Below are 20945 nucleotides of genomic sequence, written 5' to 3'. Positions count from 1 at the left end.
TGTTTTGGTGTTTTCATTAAAGATAGTCATATTGCTGGCAATTGTGGTGTAAGTAACAGTTGTCAGCGTGAATTAATATCTTCTACTCATCCTGCTTATCGAATACTGATCCGGATAAGTCGAACTCGTTGACTGCACCTTCACCACGAATAAAGATCCTGTGGTTAAAGCGAACATAGTTGAGTTCACCAGACGGATCTTTCAACAATTCACCAAGCGCTCCCTTATTCGGCCCTTCGGTAACGATAAAATAGCCCTCGGCAGTGTTGGCCACATTGGCCGGCGCAGGATCTGCACCATTGGTCAATGCTGAGAACTGGACAAACACATATTTGTCGCCCTCTTTGCGGATCTCGATGTTTTGAGAATTCCCTTTAAAGACGCCAACGAAGGGGTCGAGTACAGTCGAATCAACGCCCGCAGCGACCGGAGAATTAGACTCGATTTTCGTGAACGCTTTGACCATTGCGTTAGCCACTTTTTTGTAAGCCTCGGCTCCGCGATCGCTGTGGACCAAAACCACCACGGCAAAGTCATGATCTGGGATCAGCTGCAGAAAAGAACGCGTACCGGGCCAATTGCCACCGTGGCTAGGACTGGTGACTCCGTCGTAGTCGTGTACAAACCAAGTTAGTCCGGTAAAGTCACCGGTTTCAGCCTCGACTGCAGGTGCATGAGCGTAGTCCAGTGCTTTTTTCGACAACAGTTGCTTGCCGGAAGCATCCTTACCGTCTAGTTGAAAGCGGGCATATTTAAGCATATCGCTCACCGTAGACCGGAGTGCGCCTGAGGCTGCGGACTCTCTAATCAACGGAATGTAGTAAGGCTTGAGATCATTGATGCTGCCTTCGCCGTAGATCGGCGGATGACCCCATGCGTAATCTTTGGCCGGCGGGGTGGAGTCGTAATTAAAGGATGACGAATCCATGCCAAGCGGAGTTAACAGATTCTCTTCTATTAGGGTCTCGATCGGCTTTCCGCCAGTATGCGACACTACATGGGTCGCAAAGGTGATACTAGTGTTGTTGTACATCCAGGTTTGATCGAACGGATAGAGCTGTTGAACGTAAGCCCCTTGAAGCATAACCTTCTCAGATATCGAGCCTCCTGGAGGAACACGAAGGAACCCATGGTCGCCATACCAGCCTGCACGATGGTGGAAAAGGTCAACAACACGCGCTTTAGAGGTTGCCACGGGATCTGAAACCCTCCACCACGGCAGAATATCAACGACACGTGCATTTAAATCCAGAATGCCCTGTTCGGACTGCTGCATGGCCAGTGTTGAAAGGAAGGTTTTGGTCACAGAACCAATTTGAAATTGTGTATCAGGGGTAACGGCTTCGTCAGTGCCTACCTTGGTGACACCGAGTCCGGCGCTGTAGGAGTTGGCTCCATGGATGACACCGACAGCAAGTCCCGGTATGCGCATTTCTTTGATCAGTTTATCGACATCGGCAACGACTGCATTAAAGGTTGCTTGGCCCTCTTCCTGTGTCATTTTATGGTGTTGGTTTTTCTGTGCACAGGCTGGCTGCAACACAAATAATGATGAAATCAGTACAGTGAGTAATGCTTTCTTTTTCTTGCGCGTGGGCAGATTCATATTTATTCCTTTTTTAATTTTTGCAATCAAATTTCATTTAAGACTTTAAGTAATAAAAGTCGAATAAAATTCGAGTGACTTCTGCAATGGCACGATCACGTTCCGCTTCAGAGGTTGTGCTACTTTTAGTATAAACCACAATCGCAAAACGTCTGCCATCGGGTAATGTGATAAATCCTACGTCATTGGCTACACCGCCAATGGTGCCTGTTTTGTGGGCAACGGGCGTGCCTTTGGGTAACAGAGCTTTTAACCTTCCAGCACCAGTGCGTGTGCGTGACATGACATCAATTAGAAATTCACTGCTTTGTGCACTTAACACTTTGCCGCTGTCAATTGCTAGAAGTAATTCCAACATGGCATTAGGCGAGCTTTGGTCACGTAGGTCTTCTTGTTCGAATTTAAGGTTTCTAAGTGGTTGTTTTGCCGCGAGCGATGGATCTTCTGCAAGAGCCTTTGCAAGTACAGATGAGTAAGCCTTGTCAGGTAATCCATAGAAATCCCTTAAAATTTCACTGGTATATCTATCAACGCGTAAATCGGTAATTCCAATATTTCGCATCACTTTAGTTACGGCTTCAGGCCCTCCTGCAAGTTTTAGACAAATGTCTGTCGCTGTATTGTCACTTAACGTTATCATTGGCTCGATTAAATTAGCGATAGATAACTTTATACCTGGGTGCACGAAGTTTACCGCGATAGCACCGTCACCTGTCACCATGGTTTCTTGTGGGACATCAATTAAATCGGAAAGTTTAAGTTCACCTTTATCAATTCTTTCCAGTAGGGCAACGGCAATTGCTACCTTGTAGGTACTCGCCATCACAAACTTCTCATCGCCGTTAACTGTGATCCTCTCATCAGAGCCAATTTCTTGGGCAGCTAATCCTAAGCGGCCAACTAGTTTCTGTGAAATTGTTTCAAGTTTTGCAGAAACATCTTTTGAATTATGATCATTAGCAAATGCTGGTTGACCTGCCATAAGCGATGAAATAAATATAGTAGAACAGAGTGCTAGATTTATTTTCATGAATTTCTCCAAGTTTATTTTCAATCTAAATCTTAGTCATTAGAATGTTTTGGGGCAACTTAAACTTACTCATTTTTTACAAGTATTTACAACATTTGGTGGTAACCCTACCTTTAGATGAGGGAGTTATCATTAATCACAATCGCTTGTAATTTTTTACGCATCATATCCATATTTAATCCTCCTTTAGGGCCGATGAAAACAAGTCGAGTCGCTCGTTTTTCGCCTTCTAGCCATGGTTCGCCAATAGTCACTTGTGCACGTTGTCCTGTGCATTGGAAAATACATCGGTGATCGGGTTTATCATCAAGGTTTAAGATGCCTTTCATGCGATACGCATCAACAGAAAACTGCTGCAATACAGGGTACAAGGCTTGCAGTGAAAGGGGACGCTCTGTTTCAAAACTGAATGTTTCAAACTGATGGTTAACGTGATCACAATGGTCATCATGACAGTGATGGTGCTCGCCACCATGTTCTCTGTTATTGGCTGAAACCTGAAGCCTCTCTGGTACTTCAAATAAAATAGGTAAATCGACTTTACCAAACTCAATTTCAACCAGCTTTGCAAATGGCGCTTGTACTTGACACCAATGTTTAACTTTTGCTAGCTTTCCTGGCTCTACTAGATCGACTTTATTGACCAAAACAATATCAGCGACTTGAATTTGCTGTTCAGCTAATGTTGCCATGTGTTTTTCAAGCGTGAGTACATTTTTGGCGTCAATAGTGGTGATAATCGCATTGAGGGGCGCATGCTGTTGCAGTTCAGGATCTTCAAAATTTAGCGCCACCTCTTTGGGTTCTGAAATACCAGAGGTTTCTACTACAATGTGGTCTGGACGCTCTTCGAGTGCTAATAAACGCATCACTGAAACCACTAAACCTTCAGCGAGATTACAACAAACACAACCATTTTCGAGGCTGATCATATTGTCGCTTTCAGATTTTACCAGTTCAGCATCAACGTTAATCGAACCAAAGTCGTTGACGATAACGGCCATGCGCATTCCATTGGCATTGGTCAGAATATGATTGAGCAGGGTGGTTTTACCTGCCCCTAAAAATCCGGCTAAGATAGTGACTGGTATTGGCTTTTTACTCATCGACATTTCTCTATATCATTTCATGAAAAAGCTCGACTTGCGCCGAGCTTAATTATATTGAGAGTTAATTATGCAATAACAGGGTTGCGAATAGGTTCACCCGGATTGACGCCTAACTGTAATTCACCATTTGCAATGATGGGCGTACCGTTAACGATGACATGATGCATACCTTCAGACAGTGCATTAGGGGCTTCGAAAGTCGCAAGCACTTTGATATCTTCAAGTTTGAATATCACTAAATCGGCATCTTTACCTACTTGAACACGGCCTTTGTTTTTCATTTGTGGGACGCTGTTTTCTATAATGCGACAAGCGTTTAAGCTACAACGCTCCATTGCCTCAATAAGCGTAACCGCTTTGTATTCGTTAACATATTTACTAATGAAACGGGTAAAACAAGCCAGTGATCTTGGGTGAGCGATGGCATCACTAGGGAGTGGCCAAATATCACCTTCAATGACTTTTCCTTTTGAGTCCATCCAAGGCATAGCATCTGAAGCAATTGCTGCACCAGGAAACAGAACTGAACGATCCATTTTTTGACGATCGGATGGATTATCATCAGGTTTTAAGAAATGCATTACTACCACTTTGCCTGGGTCATTTGCTTGAAGCTCTGTGATCTTTTCTTGTGTTAATGGTTTCCCATTGGCTTCCATGTAACTTGCACTTGGTACTCCCCAGCGCGCTAACCAATCATCACCACGGAAAACTTCTGCGCCAATCAGTGACGAACCGGCACCGTAAGGGTAAGCTTCGGCAGTTACATTCAAACCTCTATCAATCGCTGATTGCACTAAGTCCGCACAATCATCAATATCTTGCACAGAGGTACTATTAAGGTGACAAATGTGCATGTGTGCACCAGTCGTCGCTGATAAACTGATCAGTTCTTGATAGGCTTCAAAGCTGGATTTTGGTTCTGCACTGTTTAAGTAACGAACGTGCGTATAGGTTGGCATATTATAGCGTTTGGCGAGCTTCGCGAGCTCGTAATACTCTTTATGGCCATAACCCGGTGCATAACCTGCGTTAATGCCAATGCCTAAACCACCTTCTTTCAGACCTTGTTCGATATCACTGAGGATCTGTTTTAGTTCATCTGGCGTTGCTAATGTATTTTGCCAATTGTTGTATGAAAATGCTTTTTGGAACCAAACAATCGAACCATCAGCCGCCGGCATTGTTGGCTCTTTTGCCATCACACGCGCGTAGGTCCAAGCAACCGATGCGCCGTAGTTAAGTGGTCGACCTTCTTTTGCTGTATCTTCATAGAATTTAGAGATGGGTAATAAACCCGATTCCATTTCCAGTTGCGTAGTTACCCCATCAAATGCTTGAGCGCGTGCCGCAGGAAGCTGTTGACCATGTGCATGTAAATCAACAAAGCCTGGAGCAACGACCAAACCTTCAGCATTAATTACTTTGGCCCCTTTTAAGGTATTTTTTGAAATAGCAGCAATACGCTTACCTTTGATCCCTACATTACGAATCGCATCTAAGCCTGTTTCAGGATCGACCACACGACCATTTTCGATAACAATGTCAAAAGGGCCTTTTTCATTCGGCATTAGGGTAACCTTCTGTTCTGCTAATTTGTCAGATGCAGCATGTAGAACCGAAGCAAATGGAAGTGTTGCCGCACCAACGGCTAATTTGGTTAGCGTAGAACGCTTAGTTTGATCTACTCCATTAGAATTAGAGTGAGGCTTTTCTGTCAAAGTGTCATCTTTCATTTTCATTCCCTCGTGTTATTCAGTTGTTGGCAATGGTTTAGTATATGCGGTTTTGTGAATTATTTTGGTTAACCAAATCGATATCTTTTTATTTAATAAAAAAATTAACCTGTTTTGACATAGGTAGATTTTAAGCAATGTATCGAGTTTAAGTATTTTAGCTATTGTCAATTAGCTTAGCATTTTGAGCATAAGGTTAATGTTATCAATTTGGTCACTTTAAATTTTTAGGTTTAGGAGTCAAGAGGTCTGATTCATTGATGTTTTTTTCCGGATTTTTTGATTAATAACACCGCTATTATTGGGGCTTGATGCTATAGTCAATCTATACCATTATGTCGTTAACTATATATTATAAGTATCGTTAATCGTTAATCGTTAATCGTTAATCGTTAATCGTTTAGGTTTGTGATAATTAAGTGGCTTAAGCCGCATCATATGAGTGTAGATATTGTTAGAGGAAGTTTAATGACGTCCAAGCAGAGTAAAGCCAGTCAATCACAAGGGTTGTTATTATTTCATTTGAATCATTCGCAACTCTTTGCTTTGGGCACGCTAAAAATACGTGAACTAGTCCCCTTTACCACACTCACAAAAATTCCAAACTCGCATCCTGCCATTATGGGCGCTGCAACCGTAAGAGGCGGTACTATCCCGGTGATTGATATGGCCGCAGGTATTGGTTTTCGACCAATAGATGAACAGGAGTTAAAACACTGCTATATCATTATTACTGACTGTCAACGTATGTTGATTGGTTTTGTTGTTCGTAAAATTGATAAAATTATTGAGTGTAATTGGCGTGATATTGAAGCACCATCGAATACATTAGGTAAAAATGCATTTTTAACTGGGGTAACTCGTTATGAGGATCAACTAGTACAACTACTTGATGTTGAACTGTTATTATCTAAAATATTCCCTAATGATCCCGCCACTAATCGCGCCATTTTGACTGACGTTCAACGAGAAAAGTTAAAGCCATTAAATATCTTAATTGTGGACGACTCAAAAGTGGCTCGTAAACAATTGTCGGACGCATTGGATTCTATCAACATACCCTATCAGGTAACGTCAGACGGACGAGAAGCACTACAAATAATGGTCGATGCGGCTAAAAATAAACAGCCCGTTGATTTGTTAGTCAGTGATATTGAGATGCCAGGATTAGATGGTTACGAGTTAGCGTTTGAAGTCAAAGATAACCCTAGTATTGCTCATGCCTATATTATTCTCCATACCTCTTTATCAAGCGAAATTAGCTTGAGTCAAGCCAAGCAAGTCGGGGCCAATGAAGCCTTGACCAAATTTGATGCCAAAGAGCTTATTGAAGCCATGTTACGCGGCGCCGATATGTTATCTGGCAAAGCGTGATCTTCTCGCGCTAAATATCAGAAAATGTTTAATAAATGTGGCATCCTTGAGGCGGGATAGTAAATTTTAACGCTATTTCCCTCACAAACTAGACTTCACCCCGCTCATACTGATATATACACTGCAGGCTTAGCAAATCTATACATACAGCAAAAAAGCCATATAAAAATCATAATTGAAGGTCAAGCAATGAATCAAAACACTTCTCTATTAGCTCGTGTAGCTAATGGTAGCCTTGTGCTACAAATTATTGTCGGGATTATCCTCGGCGTTGTTATCGCTAGTATTTCAACTTCTGCTGCAGGTAATGTCGCTTTTTTAGGTGATTTATTTGTTGGCGCATTAAAAGCCATTGCACCAGTGTTGGTTTTTGTATTGGTTGCCTCATCTATTGCCAATCAAAAAGTGGGTAGTCATACCAATATGCGCCCAATTATTACATTGTATTTAATTGGAACTTTCGCAGCGGCAATCACTGCGGTGATCTTTAGCTTTTTATTTCCAACGACATTATTACTGGCTACCGGCATTGAGGGCTCAAATCCACCGCAAGGCATTGGTGAAGTATTAAATACATTGTTATTTAAAGTGGTCGATAACCCCGTTAACGCATTAATGACCGGTAACTACATTGGTATTTTAGTTTGGGGTGTGGGGTTAGGCTTAGCCATGCACCGTGCAAGCGATGCGAGTAAAGCGATGTTATCTGACCTTAGTGATGCCGTATCAAGCATAGTACGTTTTGTTATTCGTTTAGCGCCTATTGGTATTTTCGGTTTAGTGGCTGCCACGTTTGCAACGACAGGGTTTTCAGCGCTATCTGGTTATGCTCAGTTACTGGCCGTGTTAGTCGGCGCCATGTTATTTATCGCTTTAGTGGTTAACCCATTAATTGTGTATCTAAAAATTAAACGCAATCCTTATCCGTTGGTGTTCAAGTGTTTACGTCAAAGTGGTGTAACTGCATTCTTTACTCGTTCAAGTGCGGCGAATATTCCAGTGAATATGTCGTTATGTGAAGAGTTAAAATTGCATAAAGATACATATTCTGTATCCATTCCATTAGGTGCGACTATCAACATGGGCGGCGCAGCGATTACCATCACGGTACTGACTTTAGCGGCGGCGCATACTTTAGGGATCCATGTTGATTTTATGACGGCCATTTTATTAAGCGTGGTTGCTGCCGTATCAGCGTGTGGTGCCTCTGGTGTTGCTGGTGGATCATTATTATTAATTCCTTTGGCTTGTAGCTTATTTGGTATTTCAAATGATGTTGCAATGCAAGTGGTGGCCGTTGGCTTTATTATTGGAGTTATTCAGGACTCTGCAGAAACGGCTTTAAATAGCTCTACTGACGTGGTATTCACTGCTGCGGCGTGTGAAGCGGCTGAAAACGCTGAACAAAAAGAGAGTTAATGAATCTGTTATTAGTCATTTTTTGACTCATTAAAAAGCCGATACCTGTAACAGGTATCGGCTTTATTTTTTCTTGCATAAGGCATTTTCCTGAAAAGTTTATTGTTGTGACAACAGTTGATTTAGCGCTATATACATCAAGGAGCAATTGCTGGAAGAGGGATTATAGCGTCGCTGCAAGCAAATGATTGTTCACAAGAGAAATAAGATAATCTATGGAGAGATAAGCAAATTTCTGAATAAAAATAAAGTATGTATGTTATAAATTACACTTTGATTTTTTTGAATAAAAATGTTGTTGATGTCGTGTTTCTGCTTGGTCATACATGACATCGTTGAGTTAATTTATTTTGCTGTTTAGTGGAGAGTCGAATGGGGCTTGAAAAGTTACTGTATCTTCAAGGTGTAGGAGCTGAATTTGTTGATTGTCATGGTCAACAGACTCACATACCACCTAGGGATAGGTTAGGTATTTTGAAGTCGATGATATCTGCCGAGACTAGTGATGCTGTGATAGATAATAAACTAGTAGATGATGCTATTTTTTCAATCGATGTTGCTCCATGGCTCAAACTCATTCCCTCTTTTCAGTTCAGTTACCTTTCGCATCCAACCATGGTGATTCATTTAGCGGAACAGGTTTGTGAATTAAAAATCAATTTGTCGTTAGAAAAAGCGTCCAACTCTAACTCCAATACCGAAATTACTGATTTTGAATGGACGGTATCAACCCAAAATTTAGCCATTATCGGTGAGTATTATTATGACAATATTCGCTATTGTCGCTACCAAATTGTACTAGCTGACTTTGTGCACCAAAAACTGCCTTATGGTTATCACAACATTAAAGTGACCCAATCTATACAGCCTGAGTTAAACATTGCAGAGGGAATCTTGATGATTGCCCCTGAAGATTGTTACCAAGGGGCGTTAAGTCATACAGCGAATGAGCCTGAAAGTCGATTTTGGGGTACGAGTGTGCAACTTTATTGCTTGAAGAGTCAGCAGGCAGTAAGTGATGGTATTGGTGATTTTAACGCATTAAAACAAGCCATCGAGCACAGCGCGGCGATGGGGGCGGATTTTTTGATGTTAAATCCATTGCATGCTCTCGATATTGCCTTACCAGAGAACTGTAGCCCTTATAGTCCCAGTGACCGTCGCCGTTTAAACCCGCTTTATATTGACGTTAACACGATTAAAGGCTGTGATAAAAATCTTCTCACTTCATTTTTAGATGACTGTAAAGAGAATTTAAATCATACAACCTTAATTGATTATAAGAAGGTTTTTGAGTTTAAATATAAAGTATTCAAATTTTGCTATAAATTATTTTGCGAAGAAAGAAGCAACCAGAAATCATCTGTTCATGAGGAGTTTGAATTATTCAAACAGCAACAAGGGCAGAGTTTACAGTCGTTTAGCTTGCATGAAGCTAACAATGCCCCTGCATGGTTAGCGATGCCGAGTGACTTTTACTGTTACCTACAGTTTATTGCGAGTCAACAACTACAAGAATGCCAACAGTATTGCCAAAAATTAGGCATGAAAATCGGTTTAGTCGGTGATTTGGCGATTGGGGCGATTTTAAACGGTAACGAAGTGCAAAGTGAAAGGAGACAATTTTGCACTCAAGCGACCATTGGTGCTCCACCTGATAGGTTTTCTGCCAGTGGGCAGAATTGGGGTGTAATACCGCTAGACCCGGTAAAGTTGAAGCAAGCTAACTATCAGCATTTTATTCATTTAATGCGCGCTAATATGGAATTATATGGTGCGTTAAGAATTGACCATGTAATGGGATTGTTACGTTTATGGTGGTGGCCTGCACAAAAAGAACTCGGCAATGGAGCCTATGTGTTTTATCCGTTTGATACGCTGTTAGCCATTTTATGTTTAGAAAGCCATCGAGCGAATTGCATCATCATTGGTGAAGATTTGGGTATTGTTCCGCCGGAGATGACTTCAGCAATGCAGCAGACAAAAATGCTTTCAAATCAATTATTCTATTTTACCCAACAACATAATGCTTTTCCTTCGCCGCAAACCCACAAACCAGATAGTCTGATGATGCTGGCTAATCACGATGTCGCACCTTTAAAAAGTTGGTGGTTAGATGATGATTTGAGCATCCGGCATTCTTTGGGATTATTCGATTCTGATGAACAATTTCACAATGAAAAGCAGGGGCGAGCTTATGAAAAGTATCAACTGCTGCAATGGCTTGTTGCAGGTTTAACCTCGCTGAATAGTCAACACGATGATTTGGCTGAAGAGGTGGATTTATTAATTCAAAAGATGACCGAGTTACTTGCTTGCAACCCTCAGCACTCATTGCCTATTAGTATGGTTTCATCGATACCATATTCAAAATTACTAGATGGCTGGATGATGGTTGCGGCTCAAAGTCGTTCGCGGTTGTTTTGTGTGCAGTTAGCGGATCTTATTGGCGATAAACATAGTGTGAATATTCCAGGAACTTGGAAAAACTATCCCAACTGGCAACGACGATTTACTGAAACCATGACCCAAATAAAGCACGACAAAGAGGTTAACCACCGTTGTCAATTAATTGCAAAGATACGTGCACATTATTAGGGTCTACTTATTTAAATATTTGGTTTAACAGACCGTTTTGTATTTTATGGAAGACATTATAATGACAAAGATTGCCCCCTTTATTGACAATGACACAGCCGATGCAATTAGTTTTGGTCATTTTAGTGACAGCTTTTCATTATTAGGAATGCACCGACACCCTAACTCAAATGGGTTAGTGGTCAGTTGTTTTCTTCCTGAAGCGCTTCATGTTGATGTGGTCGATTTAAAAACTGCTAGAAAAGTCGCGACCCTTGAAAAGATGAATCCCCATGGTTTATTTTCAGCTTCAATCCCGCGTCGAAAAAATATTTTTAAGTATGTACTGAGAGTGACCTACCCGCTGAGTGTCGAACACATTATTGACCCATATCAATTTAGCTCGGTATTAGATGAGCAAGATGTTTACTTATTCAATGAAGGCACTCAACTGCAAACCTACCGATTTCAGGGGGCTAACTGGACGAGCATTGACGGTGTAGAAGGGGTGCACTTTTGTGTTTGGGCTCCGAATGCACAACAGATTTCTTTAGTCGGTGACATGAATCATTGGGATACACGTCGTCATAACTTAAGAGCGCATCCTGCGAGTGGCCTTTGGGATATTTTTATACCCGATGTTGAAGCGGGAATGCATTATAAATTTAGTATAAAAGGCGCCGACGGCACACGTTATGAAAAATCAGATCCCTATTCTAGTATGATGCAACCTGCGCCGGGTAATGCTTCAATTATTCGTTCTAAAGATCAATATCAATGGCAAGACCAAGCATGGTTACAACAACGCGCCAGTAAAATACAGGATACCGCCCTACAAAGTCATGCACAGCCTATGTCGATTTACGAAGTGCATTTGGCATCTTGGCGTCGTCGTGGTGAAGGTGGTCAAGAATATTATGATTATCAACAACTGATTGATGAGTTAATTCCATACGTGTTAGAGATGGGCTTTACCCATTTACAACTAATGCCAATCAGTGAATATCCGTTTGATGGCTCTTGGGGATATCAACCCGTGGGGTTATTTGCCCCCAGCTACCGTTTTGGTGACGCGAATGGTTTAAGGGCGTTTATAGATCATTGTCATCAGCAAGACTTAGCCGTTTTGCTTGACTGGGTTCCAGCTCATTTCCCCAAAGATCCCCATGGTTTAGCAAAGTTTGATGGGACTCATTTATACGAACACGCTGATCCACGATTAGGAGAACATCCTGATTGGAACACGTTAATTTACAATTACGGCCGAGCAGAAGTGCAAAGCTTTTTACTCAGTAATGCCTATTACTGGTTAAGTGAGTTTCACTTTGATGGCCTAAGATTAGATGCCGTTTCCTCGATGTTATATTTGGATTATTCACGTCAACATGGTCAATGGTTGCCAAATGAACACGGTGGCAGAGAGAATTTAGCCGCGATTCAATTCTTAACTCGTTTAAATGCTGATATGTATCAGGCATTTCCGGGAATCGATATGGTCGCTGAAGAATCTACGTCATGGGAAGGCGTAACCAAACCGACTGATTCTGGTGGCTTAGGGTTTGGTTATAAATGGAACATGGGCTGGATGAACGACACATTACGCTATGTCAGTCGTGATCCTATATATCGTAAATATCATCATGATCAGCTCACGTTTGGACTCGTGTATGCGTTTACTGAGCAATTTATTCTTGCTCTTAGTCATGATGAAGTTGTCCATGGTAAAGGCTCACTGATTAATAAAATCCCCGGTGATGATTGGCAACAATTTGCCACTTTACGCGCCTACTTAGGTTTTATGTGGGGACATCCAGGAAAAAAACTTATTTTTATGGGGTGTGAGTTTGGCCAACGCAATGAGTGGAATCACAATCAAAGTTTAGATTGGCATTTACTTGAACATGGCTCTCATCAAGGGATGCAAGATTGGGTAAGGGATTTGAATCATTTTTATCAGCAAACACCTGCATTATTTACCCATGATCATAGTGCTTCAGGTTTTCGCTGGCTAGATTGTCATAATCATGATGACAGTATTTTAGTGTTTGCACGTTTCGGTGATTCTGAAGCTGATAATGCGGTTGTGATTATTAATATGACGCCTATGGTTCATCACGGTTTTCGTGTCGGTTTACCTTACAAATTGAGTTATCAAGAGTCTCTTAATAGTGATAATACCTGCTATGGCGGTTCGAATGTGGTTAATGACAATGTAATTGTTGCACAAGACATTCCATGGCAAGAGCAACCTTTTAGTGGGGTGATCAGCGTCGGTCCTTTGTCTTGTATTATCTTAACGCCGACGGCAGTTGAGTAAGCAACAACCTATGACAACAGCAAATGGATTAAGTCAACAATGGACACATCGGTGTCGTGCCAAGGGGAGTTGGCTTGAATAATTTACCTCCAATGAACGAAGTCAATGAGCGAAATGTGATTAATGAGTTTCAACTTAGCGAAGGTACTCCTTATCCACTTGGGGCAAATATCACTGATGATGGTGTTAATTTTTCAATCTTTTCGGCAAACGCGACTAAAGTTGTCTTGTGTATCTTTGATCCACAAAGCCATATAGAAATTGCGCAATATGTTCTAAGTCAAAAAACGCATCATATATGGCATGGATTATTAATCGGCGCAAAAGCAGACTTACTATATGGCTACCGCGTTTTTGGTCCTTATCAACCCGAATTAGGGCATCGTTTTAATCATCACAAACTGTTACTAGACCCTTATGCAAGAAAATTGGTAGGACAATTACAGTATGATGATGCTATTTATACTTTTGACACTCAAAGTAAAGACATCGATTTATCATTTGATCAGCAAGATAATGCCGCATTTATACCTAAATGTGCCGTGGTCGACATTGATGCAATTAAACAAATTCCAATAGCGCCAATTACACGAAAATTAAATCAAAGCATCATATATGAAACCCATGTCAAAGGTTTTACTCAACTTCATCCTGAGCTAGATGAGTCGATTCGGGGTAAATTTTCCGGATTATCTAGCCCTGCGGTAATTGATTATTTAACCCAATTGGGCGTGACAACTTTAGAGTTATTACCTGTGCAATCGTTCTTTGATGAAGCTTTTTTAGTCAAAAAGGAATTGCATAATTACTGGGGATATAACACCGTCGGCTTTTTTGCTCCCCATCCTAATTACCTTGCCAGCGATGACATTGGTGAGTTTAGACAAATGGTTTCTACTCTGCATCAGGCGGGTATCGAGGTCATTTTAGATGTGGTTTATAACCACACAGCTGAAGGTAATCACCTTGGTCCAAGCTACCATTTTAAAGGTATCGATAATGCTAGCTACTATCGATTATTGCCAGATGATCCGCGTTTTTATATCAATGACACAGGTTGTGGCAATACTTTAAACGTTAATCATCCGCAGGTACTGATGCTGGTGATGGATTCATTACGCTACTGGGTAGAAGTGATGGGCGTTGATGGGTTTAGGTTTGATTTGGCCAGCTGTTTAGCAAGAGAGCCCCATGGTTTTGATCCTCGAAGCCGCTTTTTTGATGTATTAATGCAAGACCCTATTTTATGCCAAGTCAAGCTGATTGCAGAACCGTGGGATATCGGGCCTGGAGGTTATCAGTTGGGTAATTATCCAGTGGTATTCAGTGAATGGAATGATCGCTATAGAGATACCATGCGACGTTTCTGGCGTGGTGACGATGCTATGTTGTCGGAATTTGCCAAAAGGTTTCATGGTTCAAGTGACTTTTTTGAGCACAATGGCAGAGGACCTTCAGCAAGTATTAATTTTATAACCAGTCATGATGGTTTTACGTTACATGATCTTGTTTCCTACGAGATGAAGCATAACTTAGCCAACGGTGAAGATAATCGAGATGGCCATCAACAAAACTATAGCCGTAACTATGGTGTTGAAGGTGAAACCGATGATGCTGAAATAAATCAGCTCCGTCAGCGTCAAAAACGTAATTTACTCGCGACCTTATTATTGTCCCAAGGAGTGCCGATGCTACTCGCGGGTGATGAAGCAGGGCATAGCCAACAAGGTAACAATAATGCTTATTGCCAAGACACGGCAGATAATTGGTTTAATTGGCAAACCATCGATTGGGATCTTGTTAAGTTTACCCGCGATCTAATTACCCTACGCAAACAATATCCATTGTTGTGTCATCAGCAATTTATACATTATCCAGAAGCCAAATTTGATAACGGTATTGCCTGGTTTGATAAATTGGGCGAGCCGATGACCAAAGAGCTTTGGGCTGATGATAGCTGCCACACCTTAAGTGTCATCGTAACGGGCAATTTATTATTAAATAAAATTGGTGCCGCCCCAGAAAACACCCAAGCGTTATTACTATTAATCAATACTGATGAGGTTTCTCAGCAATTTTGTTTACCAAAACAAAATAACTTTGATTCGTGGCAATGTTTAATCCACACCCAAAAAATTGATGACGAACAAGAATTTGCCATAAATAAGTCGTCTGAAACCTATACTCTACAAGCACATAGCTTGATGATATTTCATAGTTATTTTCAAGGAGTCGAGCATGAGCTCAACTAAAATCAAAAAAAATGATAGTTCTAACTCGTCTAAATTGTTAACGGGCACGGATCAGAACACCCAATTATGTGCGCCTTGTGAAACCTTAGCTGCCGGAGTCAGACGCCAGATACGCTATGGCTTAGGCTACAGCGAGCTGCAAGAGCCAGCTCTTTTTGATGCATTATCATTTGGGGTTAAAGAGCAAATGTTAGATGCATGGCGTAATACTCGTCTAAATGATAATAAATTCGAGAAAAAGCAAGTTGCCTATTTGTCATTAGAGTTTTTGATGGGGCGTACTTTAGGTAATGCTCTGTTAAATCTGGATTTAACCGATGATACTCGAAAATTATTAGCTGACTATGCATCAGATTTAGAAACCATTGAAGAATATGAGCACGATGCCGGTTTAGGTAATGGTGGCTTAGGTCGACTTGCTGCTTGTTTTCTTGATAGTTGCGCCAGTTTAGATTTAGCTGTCACTGGTTATGGTATTCGTTATCAATACGGCATGTTTGCGCAAAAGATTGTTAATGGTTATCAGGTAGAAAAGCCGGATCGCTGGTTACGCCAAGGTAATCCGTGGGAAGTACGAATGGCTCATCGTATTGTCTCTGTGCCATTTTTTGGTCAATGCACTAGCTATATTGATAAAGACGGTAAGACTCATCATGTGTGGCAAAACTGTCAGCATGTACTTGCTGTTCCCTATGATATGCCGATCCCTGGGTTTCAAAATGGCCGCATTAATACATTAAGATTATGGCGAGCAGAAGCCAACGATGATTTTGATTTAGCCGAGTTTAATGAGGGGATTATGCTGAGGCGGTGGCGAATAAAAATCTAGCCGAACAAATTACCATGGTTCTGTATCCGAACGATGCCAGTGAAAATGGTAAAGAATTGCGTTTGAGACAGCAATACTTTCTGAGTTCAGCCAGTTTACAAGATTTACTTAATCGCTATGTGGCCGTTTATGGTAATGATTTTAGTCAGTTTAGTGCCAAAAATGCCATTCAACTTAATGATACCCATCCGAGCATTGCAGCACCTGAATTGATGCGTTTATTAATGGATGAGCACGGGTTATCGTGGGATGACGCTTGGGAAATAACCTCAAACACCATGGCATATACTAACCATACTTTGTTGCCAGAAGCGCTGGAGCGTTGGCCTGTGCCACTGATGGAGCACATGCTACCGCGTATCATGCAAATTATTTATGAGATTAATGCGCGATTCTTACACCAAGTGGCTCAAAAGTGGTCAGGCGATTCAGGTAAATTATCGGCTATGTCGATTATTGAAGAGGGCCCAGTAAAACATATTCGTATGGCTTATCTTGCAATTGTTGCCAGTTTCTCAGTCAACGGCGTAGCAGGTTTACACACTCAGTTGCTTAAAGCTGGGCTATTCAATGACTTTTATCAATTGTGGCCTGAAAAGTTCAATAATAGAACCAATGGCGTTACCCCAAGACGTTGGATGATCAATTGTAATCCGAAACTAACCGAGTTAATCAGCCGTCATTTAGGCAATGAATGGATTAATGATTTAGATGCTCTACAAGGACTAAGAGCGCTATCATCTGATAAAGCCTTTGTAAAAGACTGGGGAGACATCAAACTGGCAAATAAGCAAGTGCTAGCTGATTTTGTATTCAAGCAAACTGGCGTCCGCTTTGAAACTCACATGATGTTTGATGTGCAAGTTAAACGTATTCATGAATATAAACGTCAATTACTCAACGTAATGCATGTGATCCATTTATACCAACGCATATTAAATGGCGACACTGAGAATATGGTGCCACGTTGTGTATTGATCGGTGGTAAAGCTGCACCAGGTTATGCAATGGCCAAGCAAATTATTAAGTTAATCAATAATGTTGCTCACATGATTAATAACAATCCTAAGGTTACCCCTTATTTAAGGTTGGCGTTTTTACCGAATTACAATGTCAGCGCAATGGAAAAAATCTGTCCGGGTACCGATTTATCAGAACAAATTTCTACCGCAGGTAAAGAAGCATCTGGCACTGGTAATATGAAGTTTATGATGAATGGTGCTCTAACCATTGGAACCTTAGACGGTGCTAACGTTGAGATGATTGAGGAAGTGGGTCAAGACAACTTCTTTTTATTTGGCTTAACGGCTGAGCAAGTTCGTCAATCAAAGTATGACTATCAGCCGCAAAAATATATAAATGAATCACCGGCACTACAAGGGGTTATCGATATGCTTAAGGGCGGTCACTTTAACCTTGTTGAGCCTGGCATATTTGACAACATCGTCAATGCAATTTGCGATCCTCATGATCAATGGATGTTAGCTGCAGATTTTGACGATTATTGCCGAGCTCAAAATGAAGTGTCAGCACTTTATGCTAATCAGGATGAATGGCAACGAACCAGTATTTTAAATACTGCTGCAAGTGGTCGTTTCTCAAGTGATAAAACAATTGCTGGATATAGAGACAACATTTGGTATAAAAATTCACAACCTTAATCAAACCAATGAAATAACTTAAATTAAATCAATAAACTACTTGACGTAAGTGTAGTCATATGGAGTCGGAAATGAGTAAAAGTGTTCGTTATATTAGTAATTTAACAAGAGATACCTATGCACTTATTTTAGCCGGTGGACGAGGTTCACGATTACATGAATTAACGGATTGGCGCGCCAAGCCTGCTGTTTATTTTGGTGGTAAATTTAGAATTATTGATTTCCCTTTATCTAATTGTGTTAATTCAGGTATCAGACGTATTGGCGTAGTAACCCAATATAAATCACATTCGCTTATCCGCCACGTTTCTCGAGGCTGGGGACATTTTAAGAAAGAACTTGGCGAATCGATTGAAATTTTACCCGCATCTCAACAAACATCAGGTAATTGGTATGAAGGTACTGCCGATGCTGTTTTTCAAAATATCGATATTATCCGTCATGAGATCCCCAAATATGTGATGATTTTGTCTGGTGATCATATTTATAGAATGGATTATGCCGGATTACTGGCCTCTCATGCTGAATTAGGAGCCGATATGACCGTATGTTGTTTAGAGGTTTCTTTAGAAGAAGCGGCTGGCGCATTCGGCGTCATGGAAGTTGATGAACAAAATCGTATTATTGGTTTTGAAGAAAAACCTAAGCATCCTAAGTCTATCCCAGGTAAACCTGATAAGTGTTTAGCCTCAATGGGTAATTATGTTTTTAATACTAAGTTTTTATTCGATCAATTACGCAAAGACTCTGTCAATGAAAAGTCAGAACGTGATTTTGGTAAAGATATTATTCCTAATATCATTAAAGATCATAATGTTTATGCATTCCCATTTGTGAGTTCGATTGAGAATGAACCGGCATATTGGCGAGATGTGGGTACCTTAGACTCATTCTTTCAAGCCAATATGGAATTATTATCACCAACCCCAGCGTTAAATCTTTATGATGCAAAATGGCCTATTTGGACTTATCAGCAACAATTGCCACCGGCTAAATTTGTTTTTGATGATGAGGACAGACGGGGTATGGCAATTGATTCAATTGTCTCTGGTGGCTGTATTATTTCTGGGGCTAAAGTTAAGCGCAGTGTGTTATTTGATGAAGTGCATATTTGTTCATATTCCACAGTAAAAGACTCTGTGGTATTGCCTGATGTGGTGGTATTGAAAAATTGTAAAATTAAGAATGCAATCATAGACCGCGGTTGTATCATTCCTGAAGGTATGGTGATTGGTTATAACCATGACCATGACCGAGCCAAAGGATTTAGAGTAACAGAAAAAGGCATCACACTGGTTACGCGTGAAATGCTTGGTCTTGGTGTCGGTTTTGAAGAAGGCATTTAAATGAAAAAAGTATTATTGGTTGCGGCTGAAAATGATGCATTAATTAATACTAAAGTTGGCGGGATGGGAGATGTAATACGTGATCTTCCTACCGCACTAGCGACTTGTCAGGTTTCGGCTGATGTTGCCATGCCTGAATATGGCTTTTTAAAAGATTATTATAATGCAGAAAAAGTTGCCGACGTGTTAGTGCCTTATGGTAACAACAATGAGTCGGTGACAATATATAAAATGCTAAGACCTGCAACTAAACAACAGGTTAAACCAAGTTCTACTGCAAATGATGATAGCCAGTGGGTATATTTATTTGCTCACTCTTTGTTTAATCAAGCCGATGGTAGTATCTATACCCAAGGTTCTGCCGATCAGCCATTTGCAGATGATGCAAACAAATTTGCATTATTTTGTTTAGCGGTAGCACAAGCGTTAGTTGAAGGGAAACTGGGTCGTTATGAAGTGATGCATTTGCATGACTGGCATACAGCCATGCTGGCGATGCTAAGACATTGTCTGGCTGATTTTTCTGCATTAAAGCAACTAAAATGTGTGTTCACTATCCATAATTTGGCTATTCAAGGAATTAGGCCATATTCCGGTATGGAATCTTCATTTTGTCATTGGTTTAGTCAATGGTTTTCTGCAGAGTTTGTCTATCATCATAATCGTTTGCCTCATGGCATCATGGATCCCAGATATCCAAATTGTGTGAATCCTATGCGGATGGGCATTGTGATGAGCGATACCGTTCATGTGGTTTCGCCGACTTATGCGACAGAAATTTTACGCGCGTCAGATCCTGCTAAAGGTTTTTTTGGCGGCGAAGGTCTTGAGCATGATTTGCAAGAAAAGGCAGATAAACAGCAACTTGTGGGCATTATCAATGGTTGTAACTACCCAGTTGAGCCTGTTGTTGACGCCAAGACAGCTAGCGCGGTAAGTGATCGATTAGCGCTCTTAAACGATGCTCAAGAAGCGTTAATAAAATGGCAAGGCAACAAAGCATCCGTCAATGCGACTGACTTTGTCGCCAGTCAAAGGGTATTGCAGCAACTATTCAAATGTGGTCAGTTAACTAAAAAAGACAAGCCTGGGTTATTGGTTACCTCAGTAGGGCGGTTAACGGCGCAAAAGGTCATGTTGTTTTTACAACCACTTGCTAATGGTAAAACGGCATTAGCAAGTATTTTGACGTTAATGAAACAACACCAACCTGATGGATTGTTGATTATTGCTGGCAGTGGTGATGAACAATTGTCGTTGCAAATAAAAAAAATAGTCACCCAATATGACAATTGCATCTTTTTAAATGGCTATGATGAAGAGGTTGCAGATAAAATTTACCAATTAGGTGATTTATTTCTGATGCCGAGCTCTTTTGAGCCTTGTGGTATTAGCCAAATGCTTGCCATGAAACAAGGCCAGCCTTGTTTAGTTCATGGGGTTGGTGGCTTAAAAGATACAGTATTGCATCAACAAAATGGTTGGGTATTTGTAGGCGATGATGCGTTACAGCAGGCTGAAAATTTTGTTGAACAATTTAGTAAATGCCTCAATGATTATGGTACTAAGTCCTGGTCAGCCATCAAAAAAGCCGCTGCTGAAGCTAGGTTTGATTGGGAAAGCGTAGCTGTACAATACAATCATCTACTGTATTAACATTTGACCTCATCCCACATCTACACTTTGCTT

11 protein-coding genes and 1 pseudogene are annotated in these 20945 nt (G+C 40.9%); 8 read left to right on the top strand and 4 right to left on the bottom strand.

Features of this window, described 5'->3' with window-relative positions:
• Positions 1-82: 82 nt before the first annotated feature.
• From HBH39_RS11630 to HBH39_RS11615, 4 genes are all read right to left on the bottom strand, one after another.
• Positions 83-1606: a serine hydrolase domain-containing protein gene (locus tag HBH39_RS11630; protein ID WP_167678439.1), complete on the bottom strand. Its 1524-nt coding sequence runs from the start codon at positions 1604-1606 to the stop codon at positions 83-85.
• A gap of 37 nt (positions 1607-1643) precedes the next feature.
• Positions 1644-2636, bottom strand: coding sequence for a class A beta-lactamase (gene bla / locus HBH39_RS11625; RefSeq protein ID WP_208764154.1), 993 nt, complete (start codon positions 2634-2636; stop codon positions 1644-1646).
• A 113-nt stretch (positions 2637-2749) separates the two neighbouring features.
• The gene (locus HBH39_RS11620; protein WP_167678437.1) at positions 2750-3742 is read right to left on the bottom strand and encodes a CobW family GTP-binding protein; all 993 of its coding nucleotides are present in this window, start codon (positions 3740-3742) and stop codon (positions 2750-2752) included.
• A gap of 68 nt (positions 3743-3810) precedes the next feature.
• A complete protein-coding gene (locus HBH39_RS11615; RefSeq protein WP_167678435.1) occupies positions 3811-5481 on the bottom strand; it encodes an amidohydrolase family protein in 1671 nt (556 codons plus the stop codon).
• A gap of 468 nt (positions 5482-5949) precedes the next feature.
• On the opposite strand from HBH39_RS11615, the gene HBH39_RS11610 reads away from it, so the two are divergent.
• The 8 genes and pseudogenes from HBH39_RS11610 (at position 5950) to HBH39_RS11575 (ending at position 20912) form a co-directional block, all read left to right on the top strand.
• Positions 5950-6855 carry a chemotaxis protein gene (locus HBH39_RS11610; protein ID WP_167678433.1) on the top strand — a complete coding sequence of 302 codons (906 nt, stop codon included), beginning with the start codon at positions 5950-5952 and terminating at the stop codon, positions 6853-6855.
• A gap of 189 nt (positions 6856-7044) precedes the next feature.
• Positions 7045-8274, top strand: coding sequence for a serine/threonine transporter SstT (gene sstT, locus HBH39_RS11605; protein WP_167678431.1), 1230 nt, complete (start codon positions 7045-7047; stop codon positions 8272-8274).
• A 372-nt stretch (positions 8275-8646) separates the two neighbouring features.
• Positions 8647-10872, top strand: a complete 2226-nt coding sequence (gene malQ, locus HBH39_RS11600; RefSeq protein ID WP_167678428.1) for a 4-alpha-glucanotransferase — start codon at positions 8647-8649, stop codon at positions 10870-10872.
• A gap of 58 nt (positions 10873-10930) precedes the next feature.
• Entirely contained in the window at positions 10931-13168 is a 2238-nt protein-coding gene (glgB, locus tag HBH39_RS11595; RefSeq protein ID WP_432280154.1) for a 1,4-alpha-glucan branching protein GlgB, read from the top strand.
• A 92-nt stretch (positions 13169-13260) separates the two neighbouring features.
• Positions 13261-15420: a glycogen debranching protein GlgX gene (gene glgX / locus HBH39_RS11590; RefSeq protein ID WP_167680061.1), complete on the top strand. Its 2160-nt coding sequence runs from the start codon at positions 13261-13263 to the stop codon at positions 15418-15420.
• Positions 15407-17910, top strand: a pseudogene (locus tag HBH39_RS11585) (glycogen/starch/alpha-glucan phosphorylase). The gene glgX and the pseudogene HBH39_RS11585 overlap by 14 nt, the downstream one beginning before the upstream one ends.
• Before the next feature lie 71 nt (positions 17911-17981).
• Positions 17982-19256, top strand: coding sequence for a glucose-1-phosphate adenylyltransferase (gene glgC, locus HBH39_RS11580; RefSeq protein WP_167678424.1), 1275 nt, complete (start codon positions 17982-17984; stop codon positions 19254-19256).
• Entirely contained in the window at positions 19257-20912 is a 1656-nt protein-coding gene (locus tag HBH39_RS11575) for a glycogen synthase (protein ID WP_167678422.1), read from the top strand.
• The last annotated feature ends 33 nt before the right edge of the window (positions 20913-20945 follow it).

The organism is Shewanella aestuarii (assembly GCF_011765625.1).
Taxonomy (GTDB): Bacteria; Pseudomonadota; Gammaproteobacteria; order Enterobacterales; family Shewanellaceae; genus Shewanella; species Shewanella aestuarii_A.
Note: the sequence above shows the minus strand (reverse complement) of the source record. Positions and strands in the feature narration are given on the sequence as shown.

Coding starts and splice junctions, on each gene's coding strand:
- HBH39_RS11615 (WP_167678435.1), bottom strand. CDS start 5,481: ATGAAAGATGACACTTTGACAGAAAAGCCTCACTCTAATTCTAATGGA.
- HBH39_RS11620 (WP_167678437.1), bottom strand. CDS start 3,742: ATGAGTAAAAAGCCAATACCAGTCACTATCTTAGCCGGATTTTTAGGG.
- malQ (WP_167678428.1), top strand. CDS start 8,647: ATGGGGCTTGAAAAGTTACTGTATCTTCAAGGTGTAGGAGCTGAATTT.
- bla (WP_208764154.1), bottom strand. CDS start 2,636: ATGAAAATAAATCTAGCACTCTGTTCTACTATATTTATTTCATCGCTT.
- glgX (WP_167680061.1), top strand. CDS start 13,261: ATGAACGAAGTCAATGAGCGAAATGTGATTAATGAGTTTCAACTTAGC.
- HBH39_RS11575 (WP_167678422.1), top strand. CDS start 19,257: ATGAAAAAAGTATTATTGGTTGCGGCTGAAAATGATGCATTAATTAAT.
- glgC (WP_167678424.1), top strand. CDS start 17,982: ATGAGTAAAAGTGTTCGTTATATTAGTAATTTAACAAGAGATACCTAT.
- HBH39_RS11630 (WP_167678439.1), bottom strand. CDS start 1,606: ATGAATCTGCCCACGCGCAAGAAAAAGAAAGCATTACTCACTGTACTG.
- sstT (WP_167678431.1), top strand. CDS start 7,045: ATGAATCAAAACACTTCTCTATTAGCTCGTGTAGCTAATGGTAGCCTT.
- HBH39_RS11610 (WP_167678433.1), top strand. CDS start 5,950: ATGACGTCCAAGCAGAGTAAAGCCAGTCAATCACAAGGGTTGTTATTA.